The sequence below is a fragment of the Pseudoalteromonas sp. N1230-9 genome (assembly GCF_032716425.1).
Classification (GTDB): domain Bacteria; phylum Pseudomonadota; class Gammaproteobacteria; order Enterobacterales; family Alteromonadaceae; genus Pseudoalteromonas.
The window spans coordinates 1,728,199-1,744,551 of record NZ_CP090419.1 but is presented as its reverse complement, the minus strand read 5'-3'; the positions used below and the strand labels follow the sequence as shown (position 1 = coordinate 1,744,551).

The 16,353-nt window shown below is 40.1% G+C and carries 13 protein-coding genes; 4 read left to right on the top strand and 9 right to left on the bottom strand.

Features of this window, described 5'->3' with window-relative positions:
• Positions 1-37 precede the first annotated feature (37 nt).
• The 4 genes from LY624_RS08145 to trhO form a co-directional block, all read right to left on the bottom strand.
• Positions 38-3,115, bottom strand: a complete 3,078-nt coding sequence (locus LY624_RS08145; protein ID WP_341804285.1) for an efflux RND transporter permease subunit — start codon at positions 3,113-3,115, stop codon at positions 38-40.
• Entirely contained in the window at positions 3,115-4,092 is a 978-nt protein-coding gene (locus tag LY624_RS08140) for an efflux RND transporter periplasmic adaptor subunit (protein WP_445936739.1), read from the bottom strand. Before LY624_RS08140 ends, LY624_RS08145 begins: the two co-directional genes overlap by 1 nt.
• 317 nt (positions 4,093-4,409) lie before the next feature.
• Complete coding sequence (locus tag LY624_RS08135; protein ID WP_341804283.1) at positions 4,410-5,042, bottom strand: outer membrane beta-barrel protein; 633 nt, start codon at positions 5,040-5,042, stop codon at positions 4,410-4,412.
• A gap of 232 nt (positions 5,043-5,274) precedes the next feature.
• Entirely contained in the window at positions 5,275-6,282 is a 1,008-nt protein-coding gene (gene trhO, locus LY624_RS08130) for an oxygen-dependent tRNA uridine(34) hydroxylase TrhO (RefSeq protein WP_341804282.1), read from the bottom strand.
• 199 nt (positions 6,283-6,481) lie between these two features.
• Here trhO and LY624_RS08125 point away from each other — a divergent pair, with 199 nt between their 5' ends.
• The 4 genes from LY624_RS08125 (at position 6,482) to LY624_RS08110 (ending at position 11,810) form a co-directional block, all read left to right on the top strand.
• A complete protein-coding gene (locus tag LY624_RS08125) occupies positions 6,482-7,807 on the top strand; it encodes a DEAD/DEAH box helicase (RefSeq protein ID WP_341804396.1) in 1,326 nt (441 codons plus the stop codon).
• A 2-nt stretch (positions 7,808-7,809) separates the two neighbouring features.
• A complete protein-coding gene (locus LY624_RS08120) occupies positions 7,810-8,640 on the top strand; it encodes a CvfB family protein (RefSeq protein WP_341804281.1) in 831 nt (276 codons plus the stop codon).
• A 785-nt stretch (positions 8,641-9,425) separates the two neighbouring features.
• Positions 9,426-10,700 carry a PIN-like domain-containing protein gene (locus tag LY624_RS08115; RefSeq protein WP_341804280.1) on the top strand — a complete coding sequence of 425 codons (1,275 nt, stop codon included), beginning with the start codon at positions 9,426-9,428 and terminating at the stop codon, positions 10,698-10,700.
• Positions 10,701-10,889: 189 nt separating this feature from the next.
• Complete coding sequence (locus tag LY624_RS08110) at positions 10,890-11,810, top strand: DUF2971 domain-containing protein (RefSeq protein ID WP_341804279.1); 921 nt, start codon at positions 10,890-10,892, stop codon at positions 11,808-11,810.
• Positions 11,811-12,090: 280 nt separating this feature from the next.
• Here the strand turns inward: LY624_RS08110 and pyrF are convergent, their stop codons facing one another.
• The 5 genes from pyrF to rpsA all read right to left on the bottom strand — a co-directional run bounded on the left by pyrF (position 12,091) and on the right by rpsA (position 16,286).
• Positions 12,091-12,795, bottom strand: a complete 705-nt coding sequence (gene pyrF, locus LY624_RS08105; RefSeq protein WP_058585077.1) for an orotidine-5'-phosphate decarboxylase — start codon at positions 12,793-12,795, stop codon at positions 12,091-12,093.
• 32 nt (positions 12,796-12,827) lie between these two features.
• Positions 12,828-13,964, bottom strand: coding sequence for a lipopolysaccharide assembly protein LapB (gene lapB, locus LY624_RS08100; RefSeq protein WP_130149815.1), 1,137 nt, complete (start codon positions 13,962-13,964; stop codon positions 12,828-12,830).
• A gap of 2 nt (positions 13,965-13,966) precedes the next feature.
• The gene (locus tag LY624_RS08095) at positions 13,967-14,248 is read right to left on the bottom strand and encodes a lipopolysaccharide assembly protein LapA domain-containing protein (protein ID WP_062569028.1); all 282 of its coding nucleotides are present in this window, start codon (positions 14,246-14,248) and stop codon (positions 13,967-13,969) included.
• Positions 14,249-14,268: 20 nt separating this feature from the next.
• Positions 14,269-14,556, bottom strand: a complete 288-nt coding sequence (gene ihfB, locus LY624_RS08090) for an integration host factor subunit beta (RefSeq protein ID WP_062569027.1) — start codon at positions 14,554-14,556, stop codon at positions 14,269-14,271.
• A gap of 62 nt (positions 14,557-14,618) precedes the next feature.
• The gene (rpsA, locus tag LY624_RS08085) at positions 14,619-16,286 is read right to left on the bottom strand and encodes a 30S ribosomal protein S1 (protein WP_062569026.1); all 1,668 of its coding nucleotides are present in this window, start codon (positions 16,284-16,286) and stop codon (positions 14,619-14,621) included.
• Positions 16,287-16,353: the final 67 nt, after the last annotated feature.

Below are 16,353 nucleotides of genomic sequence, written 5' to 3'. Positions count from 1 at the left end.
GCTATTTTTTCAAAGAAAAATAGCCGATTTTAATGAATTAAGCTTTTTCAAGCTCATCGGCAAGTTGTTTAGACTCATCCCCTCTTGGTTTAGTAAAGCGCGCTAAACCGAGGTAAATAACAGGGGTTAAATAAAGCGTAAATAACACAGCAAGTGCTAAGCCTCCAAATACAACCCAGCCTATTGCATTTCGTGCTTCGGCTCCCGCCCCCGTTGAAAGAATGAGCGGTAAAGCACCCAGTAAAGTTGAGACTAATGTCATGGCAATAGGTCGTAAACGCACTAAAGCGGCTTCTTCAACTGCAACTCTAACAGAGCGGCCTTGATCCCGTAGCTGGTCAGCAAATTCCACCAGTAAAATCGCATTTTTAGCAATCAAACCAATCAGCATCACTAAACCAATTTGCGAGTAAATGTTCAATGAGGTACCCGTTAAATACAGGGCTAATATTGCCGATGTAATACCAAAAGGCACGGTTATCATTACCACTATGGCACTATTAACGCTCTCAAACTGAGCTGCCAACACAAGTAAAACTATTAAGAATGCTAGAACATAGGTTACAAGTACTTCATTGGCGGTTTCTTCAAAGGTAAGGGCTTCACCTTTGAACGCAAGGCTAATACCGCTTGGTAAACTTTGCTGCGAAATTTCACGAATTTTAGTAACCAGCTCAGCGATTGTCACATCTTCAGGTAACTCCATACTAAGCTCAATGGCTCTACGCTGTGCATGGCGCTCAAGCTCTGCAGCAACACCCTCTTCCGTAATCGTTGCGACGCTGCTAAGTGGTACTAGCTCGCCATCGCGCGTACCAACATATAGATTAGCTAAATCACCAGGGTTAGTTATTGTTTGGTTTTGAGCTTGCAGCATAATTGGGATTGATTGGTCACCAATGTTTAAATCGGCGATATCATCACCATTAATTGCCGCTCGAAGCGTCACTGATATATCACTGAGCGATACCCCTAACTCTTCAGCACGGCGCCTATCAATATTAACCCGCAATTGTGGCTGCGATGGCTGATACGAAATACGCACAGGAGCAACAGCTGGCATCGCTTTTTCAATTTCAGCAGAGAAGTCTTGTGCGGCTTTAAATATCTCTAAATAGTCTTGGCCAAGTAATGCAAGCTCGATTCCCCCACCTTGACCACGTAAGTTCAAGCTATTTGAGCCGCCAGGATAACCCGCTGCTCCTGGAATATTACCCAATGGTTCGCGAATTTTATCAATAATTTCTTGCTGACTAAAATGACGTTCATCCCAATGTTTTAACGGAACTGTAATGAATACGATGTTAGGATCCCACTGCCCAACTACAGTGTAAATTGACTCAATTTCTCCGCTTTCAACATAAGGTAATAAAATATCTTCCATCTGCACAGCTTGCCTATCCATAAAATTAAGGCCAACCCCATCTGGGCCACGGGCAAAAATCCTAATTTTGCCGCGATCTTCTGTCGGTAATAACTCATTATCTAAATTGAAATAAAGTGCACCAGAGCCTGCAGCAACCAATAAACACGCAAAAAATGTTAACCACGCATGTTCAAGCACACCATGAATAGAGCGTTTATATATTGCTGCTAAACCATGTCCCAATTTAGCGAAAGGATGAAAACCACCTTGCTTTAATTTCAGCTTAGAGGTCAGTGCAGGTACTAATGAAAGGGCTACAAAGCTGGAAATAATTACTGCACCGGCTAGTACCCCACCAAATTCTCTAAACAGTCGCCCTGCTGTTGAAGGTAAAAAAGCGATAGGCACGAATACTGCGGCAAGTACTGCGGTCGTTGCTACTACCGCAAAAAATACTTCACGCGTGCCAATAACCGCTGCTGCACGCCTACCCAACCCTAAACCACGTTGCCGCTGTATGTTTTCACTCACCACAATCGCATCATCAACAATTAGACCGGTTGCTAACACTAATGCAAGCAAGGTGAGAATATTAATCGAAAAACCTAGTGCCCAAATAAGCGCGAGCGATCCAATTAATGCCACGGGTATTGCAAATGCGGGAACAAGGGTTGCTCGCCATGAGCCAATAAACACCCACAGCGTAATCACCACCAGCAATACAGTCAGTAATAAAGAGTTGATAACCTCATCAACGGAGCTTCTTATAAACTGTGCATCATCAGAGGTAAGCGTAAATTCCATTTCAGGAAAACGTTCGCGCATTCCTTCAATTAAGCTAAGAACTTCATCAGAGATTTCGATAGTATTTGACTGTGCTTGACGAATAATTTCCATACCAATCACAGGCGTGCCATTGAGTCTTACAAATGAACGCGGATCTGCAGGGCCAAAATACACCGCAGCGACATCACCAATCCGAGTATCATCACGAACAATAATATCGGCTACCTGCTCAGCAGAAATAGACGTTGCATCGGCACGCACAATCACTTGTTGATCGCTCGACTTTAAGCTTCCCGCTGGTACGTCAAAAGGCGCTTGACGAAGCACGTTAGCAATATCAGGCACAGTTAAATTAAAGCTACTCAGTTTAAGTGGGTCTATTCGAACGCGTAATACGCGTTCACGGTCGCCGTTTAAGCGTACATCAGCAACTCCAGGAATAGTTAAAAACTGCGGTGCTAAATCGACATCAACGCGCTCTGTTAGCGCCTCAAGTGATAAGCTGTCGCTTGATACCGTTAACGATACGACCGCTTCGACATCGTTATCGGCTTTTATAATAGATACACGTTCAACTTCCTCAGGTAATTCACGCTGAACACGCGCGACTGATTCTCGGGTTTCATTTGCTGCATCATCCAGATTAACACCGGGGCGAAACTCAACCACAATGCGAGCGTTATTCTCTTCACTTTGAGCGCGAATAGTCTTAACGCCACTTACCCTTGCTACCGCTCCTTCAAGCTTACTGGTCACCTCTGTATCAACAGTTTCAGGTGAGCCACCAGGAAATGAGGCTGAAACAGTAATTCGAGGTCTATCCACGTCAGGTAATTCACGAACTTCAACACCTGCAATCGCCGCAATACCAGCAATGATGATCAACAAATTCAGCACCACAATTAATACTGGCCGACGTATCGCCATTGATGGTAAATCTTCCATCATAGGTTGCTGTTTCATTATTGCTCCTTGGCCAGTTTAATATCATTAATATGAACTAACTCTTGGTCAGGTCGTAAACGCTGAACACCTTCAGTTACGAGTAAATCACCTTCTTTTAATCCACCGGACACGAGTAAACGTCCTGCTAATCGTTGTTCAATTTTGACATCAACACGGGTTGCTTTATTATCAGCACTTTTCCACACATAAGGGCCTGCAGCGCCCCACATCATGGCAGCTTCAGGTACTACAGCGAAATCATCACCAAGTATATTTATATTTACTCGAAAGCTCATCCCCGGCATAAACTGCTTGGCTGAGTTATCAAGTTTTGCTTTCGTTCTTAAAGTGCGCGTTTGTCCATTTATACGCGAATCCAATTGTGCAATTTTTGCCTCGTAAGCTTTTTCGCTAAGCCAAGGAGTCACTTCCACACTGCCTTTGCTTCGCAATACATTAACTGCGGCCTCTGGGGCATTAAAGTTAATGTAAAGCTCAGTTGTGTCATCAATCGTTGCAATAGCTGTTTGGGTGGTGATCCTATCGCCTACTTCAACGTCGGTAAGGCCCATCACGCCACTAAATGGGGCACGCACTTGGCGGTCTTCTAATTCAGTTTCAGCCTGAGTTAACTGAACTTTAGCCAGTTCAAATAAGGTTTTAGCATCATCTAGATCACTTTGTGGGACAGCTCCTCTGGCATGACTTTCAACTAATCGCTTCATAGTGCGCTGAGTATCTTGTAATGTAATTCGAGCTTCTGTAAGGGCTGCTTTTTGACGGCGAGAATCTAACTCAAGCAACAATTCACCTTTTTCGACATTGTCTCCTGGTTTAAAATGTACATGGGTGACTCTATCCCCTACAGCAGGATAAAGTGTTACTGAATGAATTGCCTCAGCGTTACCAACAGCTTTTATTTGCTGTTTTGTTTGTTCTAATCTAACGGGTTGTACAACAACATTTGCTGCATGCGCTACTGTTATAAAGCTAATACAGGCTAAAAATGTCCATGATTGAAATCTGCCAAGCTTCAAAATTTCACCTAAATAAGAATCGTTTTAATTGTTACGAAGTGTAACAGCTTTGTGATCAATAAGAAGATATGTTCGATTAATAGCAGTTCAGTGCGGCTAATGTCATTATAAAGACTGGTAAAGCTTATTAATCAAGGGCTGCAAGCAAAATATTATTAGCTAATTGATATAGCGCTGGTATTAAGTAAAGAGTAATTACTAGGAAGTGAGTAGTATGGCAATGGCTACTCACTTTTTAAATAAATCGAGCGACTAGATGTTTACTTTGGTAACTGTTAAAACCTAAACACAAGCGATGCCACGATTGTTTGTGTTGAAATATCAGCTATGTCGGTTTTTTCATAGTCGATTGTAGCTGCTACGTTATCATTAAAACCATAGCCAACACCAAAGCCCGTTAACAAGGATACTCCGGTATCACTTTTTTCAACCACGCTATAAGATTCTGCTGATTCTTGTAAGTAGCTAAAATCATTGTCCCAGACGTAGGCACCAGCGTGTGCTCTTAGGAAAAAGCTCCCCGTAATTGGGTAAGTGGCAATAATTCGTGTATCAAAAGAAAGTGTTTTAAAATCTCCCTCGTACACAGTCTCCTTGGTCGGTTCATTTTTATTATTGACCGTATCACGGTAAATATTAAAGTTTGCTTCTCCAGGTAAGCCTAGTCCCACCTCAACGGCAAAATATTGGTTAAACTGATAACCATAAAAACCTCTAAAGCCTTTACCTGACTGCTCATCACTGTAATTTAGTGGTGCGAAAGAACCTTGCTCTATCGAAGGGATAAAATTGATATCGTAATTATTATTTTGTAGAGCCAAACCAAAGTAACTGAACTCATTATTAGAATTGGCATGCGACAGTAACGGCATTAGGCATAGTGCCGCTGTTGTAAGCTTTAATTTCATAGATATCCTTCTCTTTTTGTTACAACATTCTTAAATAGCAAGGCAGGCTAATCGCTATATTTAGCCAATTTAAAGCTCTGTATAAAATATTTAAAATCAGTTGGTTGTATAAAATTTATCAAAAGTGGCGCTAATGTACACCATTAAGGAACAACATTAAAGTTTTCACTATAATTAAACGCAAAAAACCCCAGACAATGCTGGGGTTTCTATCAATTCATAGAGCTAAGAATTACTGTTGGCGCTGTGCTTCTTTTTGCGCTTTTTTAGCTTCTTTACGCTTACGAAGAACTTCTTGCGCTTCGTTACCGATGTGACCTTCGCCACGCGCTTGTGCTAATTCTATTTGCTTTTGACGCTCAGCAAAACGGGCACGTTGTTCTTCTGTTAGGCTGTCGTGACAGTGATGACACGAAACACCTTCCATGTATTCAGGCTTTTGCTTTTCGTCTTCAGTGATTGGCATACGACACGCGTGACATTGATCGTAAGAGCCTTTTTGTAAATCGTGATTTACCGCAACACGGTTATCGAAAACAAAACACTCACCTTCCCACATGGTTTCTTCTTTTGGTACTTCTTCTAAGTACTTAAGAATACCGCCTTCAAGGTGGAATACTTCGTCAAAGCCTTGCTCTTTCATGTACGCAGTTGATTTTTCACAGCGAATACCACCGGTACAAAACATAGCGACTTTCTTGTGTTTTTCAGGGTCGAGGTTTTCTTTTGCCCACGCTGGGAATTCACGGAATGTTTTAGTATTTGGATCAACCGCATTTTGGAAAGTACCGATCTCGATTTCGTAATCGTTACGCGTATCGATAAGAATCACTTCAGGATCTGAAATTAACGCATTCCAATCCGCTGGTTTTACGTATGTACCCACTACTTCACGTGGGTCGATACCTTCAACACCCATAGTTACGATTTCTTTTTTCAGTTTTACCTTAGTACGGTAGAACGGACATTCGTCATCGTATGACTCTTTAGTCACGATGTTGTCTAGGTTTGGTTGTGCATCTAACCATGCAAGTAGGTTATCGATACCTTCACGTTTAGCAGAAACAGTACCGTTGATACCTTCAGCCGCAAGTAACAAAGTACCGCGTACTTCATTGTCTTCCATTACTTTAAGTAGTGGTTGGCGGATCGCTTCAAAATCAGGAAGGGCTACAAATTTGTAAAGTGCGCAAACAACAAAGTGCTCGCTAGTTACATTGTCTTTATGAACAGCAGTCATGGTTTTACCTTTTGCTTTAAATGCCCATGAGGGGCGTTAACCGAATCGCAAATCCGGCGCATTGAGGGCGCGTATTTTACGCGAATTAGCGATAATTGCAAAAACTGATGCGAAATAGCTGTGTTTTTACTGTCTCCAAGTGAGGCAAGTGCGTTATAATGAACAAGATTTACAAATTTTGCTCATCGGAGATTACGCATTGCATTTTACTGAACTTGGGATTGATACACGCCTCGAAAAACAACTTGCGCATCAAGGCATCACCCAGCCCACTGACATTCAAGCTCACGCGGTACCAACAGCTATCGCAGGCCATGATATTTTTGCACAGTCAAAAACAGGATCGGGCAAAACGCTGGCGTTTTTATTACCTGCTGTACAGCGCGTAATGAAACAAAAAGCACTCAGTAAACGCGACCCTCGCGTTTTAATCGTTGCGCCTACCCGCGAATTAGCAACCCAAGTGTACAGCCAATTAAGGCTATTAATTGCCGGTACAAATATTAGTGCTGTAAAAGTACTGGGTGGTGAAAACTTTAACGACCAAATTAAAGCGCTTCGTAAAGACCCACACTTTGTAGTGGGTACTCCGGGGCGTTTAGCAGACCATTTGAGTCAACGTTCATTACAGCTTTCAGGGTTAGAGCTGTTAATTTTTGATGAAGCTGACCGTATTCTAGATTTAGGTTTTACCGAACAAGTTAAAATGATCAACGAACTTGCTGATCACCGATTACGTCAAACGTTATTGTTTTCAGCAACCCTTGACCATGCACAAGTTGATGCCCTATCACGTAACTTATTACGTTCACCAAAACAAATACTGTTAAGTGCCTCTAACGAGCAACATAGTGATATTACCCAGCAGCTTTATTTAGCTGATCATCTAGATCACAAAGAAGCCCTACTTGAGCACTTTGTAAAACAAGATAATGTTGGCCAATGCATTATTTTCACTGCAACACGTGCCGATACTCAGCGTTTAAGCCAATTGTTAAACGATAAAGGCTTTAAAGCGCAAGCACTTGCGGGTGATTTAACACAGGCTAAGCGCCTTGAAATTATGGACGCTTTTAGCCGTGAAAACTTTAAAATTTTGATCACTACCGATGTTGCATCACGTGGTCTTGATTTATTAAGCGTGACCCACGTAATTAACTTTGATCTACCAAAACATGCTGAAGAGTATGTGCATCGTATTGGTCGTACTGGTCGCGCGGGCTTTAAAGGAACAGCTATTTCGTTAGTGGGCCCGAAAGATTGGCCAAGCTACAAAGCAATTAAAGCATTTTTAAATGATGAATTAAGCTTTTTCACCGTTGACGGCCTTGTTGGTAAATTTAAAGGTCTGCGTGAGAAAAAACCAAACACAGTTTGGAATAAAGCAGAGAAAAAAGTGGCCGCTAAACCTGCTAAACCAAAACGCAAAGCAGCCCCTAAAAAGCCTAAAGCCCCTATTCAAGCACCAATTGATGTAGATGGTTTTGCTCCAATGCGCCGTAAGAAAAAGCCAGAACAGGAATAACAATGAGTATTTTAGGAACCACACAAACCCTTTTCGTTAACGAAATGTCTAACGAAGGTGCTTATTTAGATGGCCGTGATTTAGGCGAAGTATTCTTACCAAGCAAAGAAATTGATTACGAACTAGAAGCTGGCGACAGCGTGCAAGTATTCATTTACTTAGATCACGCAGGCCACCCAACAGGCACCACAAAAAAACCTTTAGCTGAAGTGGGCGAATATGCCCTACTACGTGTTAAAGCCATCAACAGCACTGGTGCGTTTTTGGATTGGGGCCTCGAAAAAGACGTACTAGCGCCATACAACGAACAAAAGCCAAAAATGAAAGACGGCTTTTCTTATCTTGTACGCTTATACCTAGATAACGCCAGCCAACGTATTTGTGCATCGAGCAACTTTAATAAGTTTTTATCGAAAGATGAGCCAACTTACTCTGTAATGGAAGAAGTTGACTTAATCGTTGCGGGTAAAACAGACCTAGGCTACAAAGTACTCGTGAACGAAGCCCACATTGGCGTTGTTTACTACAACACGGTATTTAAAAAGCTATTTGTTGGCCAGCGCTTAAAAGGCTTTATTCAAAAAGTACGTGAAGACGGCAAAATCGACGTACTACTTGAAAAACCAGGTATGGGCAAAGTGAACGACTTAGGCGAAAAAATCCTCGATAAATTAAAAGCCGAAGGCGGCGTACTTCACCTAGGTGATAAGTCAGACCCTGAAGCAATTAAAAAGACTTTCTCAACCAGTAAAGCAAACTACAAAAAAGCCATTGGCGGTTTGTTTAAGCAAGGTTTAATCGAGATTGAAGCAACATCTATTAGGTTGAAATAAGTTGCGAGTTGTGAGTTGTGAGTTGTGAGTTGTGAGTTGTGAGTTGTGAGTTGTGAGTTGTGAGTTGTGAGTTGTGAGTTGTGAGTTGTGAGTTGTGAGTTGTGAGTTGTGAGTTGTGAGTTGTGAGTTGTGAGTTGTGAGTTGTGAGTTGTGAGTTGTGAGTTGTGAGTTGTGAGTTGTGAGTTAGCAAGATATTGAATTATCTGAAAGAGTAAAGTGAAAGCTTTACTCTTTTTTGTTTTTTGCTAGGTTTGATAGCCGTTAGAAATTGGCATCGTAAATTTTCTAACGCTAATTTGAGTATTTTTCATTTAAAAGTAAAAGTCGGCATTGTGCCATAAGCATTCTTTCCAGATTCACTTATTTCTGTCCCAAAAAGAGTTAACGTAACTGCTCTAAGGGCGACTTCGAGCGAAAAGTAGATCTTAATTAGCTTTTAGTTGAGCGTCGGTCCCAGACTCAAAGTAGACACTTAAATACTCAGATTATTTCTCTCTTTGTGGTGAATAAGGTGTCAGCGTTCTGGAAATGATCGCTTTTAACAAAATGATTTAATTTGTTTTTTATAACAATGAGTTTGCATAACGACCCTATATTTGGCTCGCTATGACATTAGCCTTGGTTTCTCCCCTGAAAATTCTTGTTGCTTTTTAGTTAACTAATCCGTAAGTTTATGAATTATCGGATTTAAAAATAATTGGAATGGAGTTTATAGAGACAATATTTAAAAGTTCTATATGCTCTTCTGGTGATTAAGCTGTTAGGCAACTACATAAGGATTCGTTGTGAGAAGTATATTTCCTGGTCATTTTAGGCCTAAAGATGAAGATTTTAATAAACATTGGAAAAGTTCAACTTTTATTATAGATGCCAATGTTTTATTAAACTTGTACAGGTATTCAGACGCAACTAGGAAAGAACTACAAAATGCAATTACATCTTTAAAAGGAAGAGTTTTTATCCCTCATCAAGCCGCTAGTGAATTTCTTAGAAATAGGCTATCCGTTACGTCTGATCAATCGAAAGAATATACTAGCGCTATAAAAACTATCAAAGATTTAGTAAAAAAAATATCAATTAAAGATCGTCATCCTTTTATTAGTGATAGTAAGTTAACCGAATTAAATGAATTGTCTGATAGTGTTATTGAAAACCTCGAGTCGCAACAAAAGTTACTTTTAGATAAATTATCAAATGATGAAATTCTCGAATTTATCGAATTTACCTTTGAAGGTAAAACTGGGCAGCCATATGAAACTGAAAAAATTAAAGAACTTATAGGTGTCGGAGAGAGTAGGTACGAATCAAAAATTCCTCCTGGTTATAAAGATGCGGCAAAAGACTCAACTGAAGATCCAACAAGAAAATATGGAGACTTATTTGTTTGGTTGCAAACGATAGACTTCGCGAAAGCGAACAATTGCTCTGTCGTTTTTATAACGGATGATAAGAAAGAGGACTGGTGGCTAGAACAATCTGGTAGAACTATTTCTCCGCGACCAGAGCTGATTGAAGAGTTTATAAAAGAAACTGACCAACAATTCTGGATGTACTCTGTGAGTAGATTTATACAAGAAGCTGCTCGCATAAACAAGAAAGAGGTAGATCAAAATGTAATAGATGAAATACGCATTATTAGTGAGCAGCTAGAAAAAAGGTCCAAAGAAATTGCTAATAAAAATATGAAAATCTCTTTTAATAAGAAGAATCACTCACCATCTATACAAGTATCTCAAGAAGTCAGCGTTTGTAATGAAAACGAAAATGTAGGTGTAATTGTTGTGAGTCTAGACCATGACATGCGTTACGCTACGGGAAGTGGTAAATTCAGCCCTCAACTATGCGATGTACCTGAATTTGATGTTGATTTTATTGATGGCCCTGTCGACCTTAATGGTCTCGAAAGAGAAATACATATTAGTTTTGGCTGCGGAACAGTTAGAGATTTCAATGTTCACATGAAAGGAAAGCAAAAGGCTCTCCCTGCGGGGGATTACGTATTCCATTATAGAGCTTTCGTTGATTTTGACGATGAAATTGAGACTGAAGTTGAAGAGTAGTAGTTGCCTAACAAGTACCTAAACCAAAGGACGCCAAAGCTTGGCGAAGCCCTCCAGAGGGAATAGCGGCTCTACCATCGCTTTGGTATGGAACAATCTTCACTCCCTTTATATCTTACCTTAGGGTGGTGCTGGTTTCTATAAAGTTACTTTCGCTCAATGACTACAGATAATTACCTTTAGGTTTATATGAATATAGATAAAGATGGCTTGATATATCATTATACTTCAGTCCAAGGTTTTCTTGGCATAATTGAAACTCAATCGCTATGGGTTACAAGTATAAATGGTGTTAATGATAGTCTTGAGGGGAAGCTTCATGACACACTTCTTAAATCTGCTTTAGATAAATTAACGCTTAGTCCGCTTGATATAATTGAATTTATGGAAAAGTACCAGAAGTCAAACCCTGTAACATCTCACTTGCGTAAGATACCTGATATGGAGAGTAACCCTGAATTTATTGATACCTTACAAGATCTTTGTAAAGGAAGTATAGGTGAACTAATATCATCTTCTTTAAATTTTATTTCAACAGCTTTACTCCCGCATATCTGCTGTTTCTCACAACAAAGAGATAAGCTTAGTCAGTGGAGAGCATATGGTGATGATGGTAAAGGAATTGTTCTAGCTTTTGATAGAAGTGAGATAGAATCATCAATGAATAGAGACTTAGGTTTTCCAGTTGAAATTAGAGATGTAATGTATGATAAAGCTGAGCAAGAAAGCTATAGTAAAAAATTAGTTCAACGATTGATCCGTCATATGATTGTTAGTCAGAGTAACAATAGTTTAGATTCGATTAATGCTAGTAAAGATTATTTTTCTTCACCTCTACTCTTTAAACATCATAGTTTCAGTGAAGAAGAAGAAGTTAGACTGATCTATAACTCTAACAACGCCAAAGATAGTAAATTTAAATGTATTAACGGGAATATTGTTTCTTACTATGAGCATACTTTCCCCGCCCGAAGCTTAAAGGGCATTGTTTTAGGCTCAAAGTGCTCTTTACTAACAGATACAAACGATTTTAAAGCATTTATTAGTCGAAATTTCAAACACGTTTTAGATTATGGTTTTATTGAAAAATCAGAGTCTTCATATCGGTAATTTATCATAATTGAACTATTGTTGTTATTTTTGATGGGGTCTATAAAAGTTTGTGCCTCAGGTCTTGCTTATGACCAAGTCTCCTATGGACACAAAGCACGCATTCGTCCAAACTCATTTATGTCCATAAACGAGTTTATTCGCCCGTCTAATTCTCGTTTGTAGATGACCTAGATAATTTTTTCAGAAATTGCAACAAACAAAAAGAGCACTGTATATAGCGCGATATAAATCACGCATACAATGCTCTTTAGAGACTATTTTAAAATAAAGAAGGTTATTATTTTAGTGAGTCGTTAATTTCTTTTAGTGTTGCAACTGGGTCTGCCGATTGGGTGATTGGGCGGCCTACAACTAAATAGTCGCTGCCATCTTCTACGGCTTGTTTTGGTGTCATGATGCGTTTTTGGTCTCCTGCATCGCTGCCTGCTGGGCGAATACCAGGCGTAACCAGTTTAAAGTCTGCACCGAGTTCTGCTTTTAGCTTTTTCGCTTCTTGTGCTGAGCACACTACCCCATCAAGGCCTGACTCTTTGGCAAGGTTTGCTAGATAAATCACTTGCTCTTCTGGTGTTTTATCTACACCTAAACGACTAAGTTCTGCAGCATCCATACTGGTTAGTACAGTTACTGCAATCAGTAATGGAGCATCATCACCAAACTGCTCTAAAGCTTGTTTTGCTTTGGTCATCATTTCAACGCCGCCAGAGGCATGCACGTTAACCATCCATACACCCATTTTTGCAGCTGCTGTTACAGCTTTAGCCACTGTGTTTGGAATATCGTGAAATTTTAGGTCTAAAAATACATCAAAACCTAAGTCGATTAGTTCCTTAACAAAGCTAGGACCAAAATACGTGAACATTTCTTTGCCTACTTTAAGACGACACGTATCAGGCGATAATTGCTTTACAAACGCAAGAGCTGTTTGTTGATCATCATAATCAAGGGCAATTAATACTTTTTTTGAATCTTCGACAGACATAACTTTCCTAAAAACTAATGGACTAATATGAATTAAAAACCGTCTATGCCACGGCTTGGAACAATTGTTTCCCAGTGCTTACAAGATGGACATACCCAATAAATGGTATGACTAGTAAAGCCACAGTGTTGGCACTGAAAATCAGGTTTGGTTGCAATATAAGATGTTACTAGCTTATCAATTTGGTCTAGCACATCTTTAATATCGTTGTTTTGTTTGGCAAGTAGCTGTAATAAAAAGCTAAAGCCACGAATAGTCGGATGACGCTTTAAACTATCCGTTAAAAATTTTATTGCTTGATCAATATGACCTTGTTCTAGTAAAGCTTGGCAGTGTTTTATTTTTATAAGGACCCCACCCTTATCGAGCAACTCGTTGAGTAGCTCATGGAATTGATGAGTTAAATTAAGCTTTTCGTAACTTATAGCTAGCTGTTCAACAAATACAGGGGCAAAAAAGGTAAATTGGCAAATTAGCTCACGCCAATAGTAGATTGCTTTTACGTAGTCTTCTTTAATAAATGCACTGTGGCCAAGCTCATACAATGGGCGAATAGCTTTGTGGTTTAAGCTAATTGCTTTACGCATAATTTGCGTATCATTATCTTGTAAGGCCGCTTCACAGTAAAAGTTGGCAATGGCTTTTATATGTTGAGGTTTAGTGAACAAATCACTGTGTGCCTCGTACATATTAATGCCTTTTTCCCATTCACGGGTTTGTGAATAAAGATTAATAATTGGCTCTAACGCTTCTTTGTTTCCTGCCTTTACAAGCCAAACTAAATGCTCTTCTGCGCCATCCAATAAGCCTGCCATAATATAATCTTCTGCTAGCTCAAGGCGACTAGTAGCAGCTTGTTGCTCATCAAGGCTTGGGTGTTTTAATAACAGCTCATGAATTTTAATTGCGCGGTCGAGCTCGCCACGGCGGCGGAACATGGTTGCAAGTGTTGAGTAGTGTTCAACTGAATCAGCAGCGACTTCAAGTAGATTAATAAGGTGTTCTAAGCCTTGATCTTCTTCTCTGTCTAAGAGAAATTTAAGGCCTTTAGAATATTCAGAGGTGATTTGTCTATTAAGCTGATGAGCTTGGTTTTTAGCACTGTTTTTACCCATTATCCAACCGTAACCGGCTGCAACGGGTAAAAGTAAAAACAGAAGCTCAATCATGGTTAGGTGTCTTTATTAGCAACAAGCTTTTTATTGTTTTTTTCAGGCGCTAACTTTTTCTTTAAGCGATAATTTTGCCACTTTAACTGCGAAAACAGTGTAAAGCTTATAAAACAACCAATGGCGACACCTAAAACAAAGCAGATACTTATTACAACAGCTAAGGGCAACGTATTACTGGCAATTAAATAATTGATTTGCACCAATTGTGGATTTTGTGAACCAAGTACAAACGCAATAAATAAACACAGCGCTATTAATACAATTTTTAATACCCTAAACAAGTAACTACTCCTGTATAAAACTAGGCAATACTCTCATTTACGCGATCACGTAATTCTTTACCTGGTTTAAAATGTGGTACGTGCTTACCGTCTAACTCAACTGTTTCGCCAGTCTTTGGATTACGACCTGTGCGTGGAGAACGATAATGCAATGAGAAACTTCCAAAGCCACGGATCTCAATACGATCTGAGCTAGATAATGAACCGGCCATTTGTTCAAGAATTTCTTTAACGGCATTTTCAACATCTTTCACTGGGATGTGTGCGTGTTGTTCAGCTAGTTGTTCTATCAATTCTGACTTAGTCATAACGTTTCCTTAAAAAGAGATAAAGGAAGGGCAAAACTGCCCTTCCAATTAAAGACTATAGATTAGTCTTTTTGAGCATTTTTGAATGCTGCAGCCATTGCGTTTTCGAACGCAGGCTCTTCTTTCTTAAGCTTCTCTAGTACTTCTTTCTCTTCTGCTTCGAAAAGAGCTTTAACTGATAAGCTTAAAGTGCGGTTCTTACGATCAACACCAACGTATTTCGCTTCGATTTCGTCGCCTTCAGAAACTACAGTTGTAGCATCTTCAACACGCTCTTGAGCGATATCAGCTACACGGATGTAACCTTCAACGCCTTCGATTAGCTCAACAGTTGCGCCTTTCGCATCAACTTCAGTCACTTTACCTTTAACAATAGCACCTTTTTTGTTTGCGTCCAGGTAGTTATTGAAAGGGTCAGCTTCGATTTGCTTAACGCCTAGAGAGATACGCTCACGCTCTGGGTCAACTTGCAGTACGATAGCAGTGATTTCGTCGCCTTTCTTGAATTCACGTACAGCTTCTTCGCCTGGCGTGTTCCAAGAAATGTCTGAAAGGTGAACAAGACCGTCAATACCGCCTTCAAGACCGATGAAGATACCGAAGTCAGTGATTGATTTGATCTTACCAGTAACTTGGTCGCCTTTGTTTTGTAGACGAGCAAATTCTTGCCATGGGTTAGCAATACATTGCTTAAGACCAAGAGAAATACGACGACGCTCTTCGTCGATTTCAAGAACCATAACTTCAACAGTGTCACCTAGTGAAACAACTTTTGAAGGGTGGATGTTCTTGTTAGTCCAATCCATTTCAGAAACGTGTACTAGACCTTCTACGCCTTCTTCGATTTCAACGAAACAACCGTAGTCAGTAAGGTTAGTTACACGACCAGAAAGCTTAGAACCTTCTGGGTAACGACCAGCGATAGCTGCCCATGGATCTTCGCCAAGCTGTTTAAGGCCTAGAGATACACGAGTTTTCTCTTTGTCGAATTTAAGAACTTTAACTGCGATTTCGTCGCCAACATTAACGATTTCTGAAGGGTGCTTAACACGCTTCCACGCCATGTCTGTGATGTGTAGTAGACCGTCAACACCACCAAGGTCAACGAACGCACCGTAGTCAGTAAGGTTCTTAACGATACCTTTAACTTCTTGACCTTCAACAAGGTTAGCAAGAAGTTCTTCACGCTCTTGTGAGTTTTCTGATTCGATAACTGCACGGCGAGAAACAACTACGTTGTTACGTTTTTGGTCAAGCTTGATTACTTTGAACTCAAGCTCTTTACCTTCAAGGTGAGTTGTGTCACGTACTGGACGAACATCAACAAGTGAACCAGGTAGGAAAGCACGGATTGAATCAACTTCAACAGTGAAACCGCCTTTAACTTTACCGTTGATAACACCAGTAACAGTTTCTTGCTCTTCACACGCTTTCTCAAGACGGATCCACGCTTCGTGACGCTTCGCTTTCTCACGAGAAAGGATAGTTTCACCGAAACCGTCTTCGATTGCATCTAGTGCAACATCTACTTCGTCGCCAACAGCAACTTCTAGTTCACCAGCAGCATTTTTGAATTGCTCAGCAGGGATTGCACTCTCAGATTTAAGACCAGCATCAACAAGTACGATGTTGTTCTCGATTGAGATAACTGTACCTTTAACGATAGAGCCTTGCTCTGCTTCAAAACCCTTTAGGCTTTCTTCAAATAACTGCGCAAAATTTTCTGACATTATACGTCTCTAAATAATTAAATAACCAATTAGCAACCATGCTGCATGGGGTTGTTAAAATAGCACT

Bases quoted from the DNA above. Each gene is read 5' to 3' on its own strand.
- LY624_RS08110 (WP_341804279.1), top strand. From the start codon at position 10,890: ATGAATATAGATAAAGATGGCTTGATATATCATTATACTTCAGTCCAA.
- LY624_RS08135 (WP_341804283.1), bottom strand. From the start codon at position 5,042: ATGAAATTAAAGCTTACAACAGCGGCACTATGCCTAATGCCGTTACTG.
- ihfB (WP_062569027.1), bottom strand. From the start codon at position 14,556: ATGACTAAGTCAGAATTGATAGAACAACTAGCTGAACAACACGCACAC.
- rpsA (WP_062569026.1), bottom strand. From the start codon at position 16,286: ATGTCAGAAAATTTTGCGCAGTTATTTGAAGAAAGCCTAAAGGGTTTT.
- trhO (WP_341804282.1), bottom strand. From the start codon at position 6,282: ATGACTGCTGTTCATAAAGACAATGTAACTAGCGAGCACTTTGTTGTT.
- pyrF (WP_058585077.1), bottom strand. From the start codon at position 12,795: ATGTCTGTCGAAGATTCAAAAAAAGTATTAATTGCCCTTGATTATGAT.
- LY624_RS08120 (WP_341804281.1), top strand. From the start codon at position 7,810: ATGAGTATTTTAGGAACCACACAAACCCTTTTCGTTAACGAAATGTCT.
- LY624_RS08145 (WP_341804285.1), bottom strand. From the start codon at position 3,115: ATGAAACAGCAACCTATGATGGAAGATTTACCATCAATGGCGATACGT.
- lapB (WP_130149815.1), bottom strand. From the start codon at position 13,964: ATGATTGAGCTTCTGTTTTTACTTTTACCCGTTGCAGCCGGTTACGGT.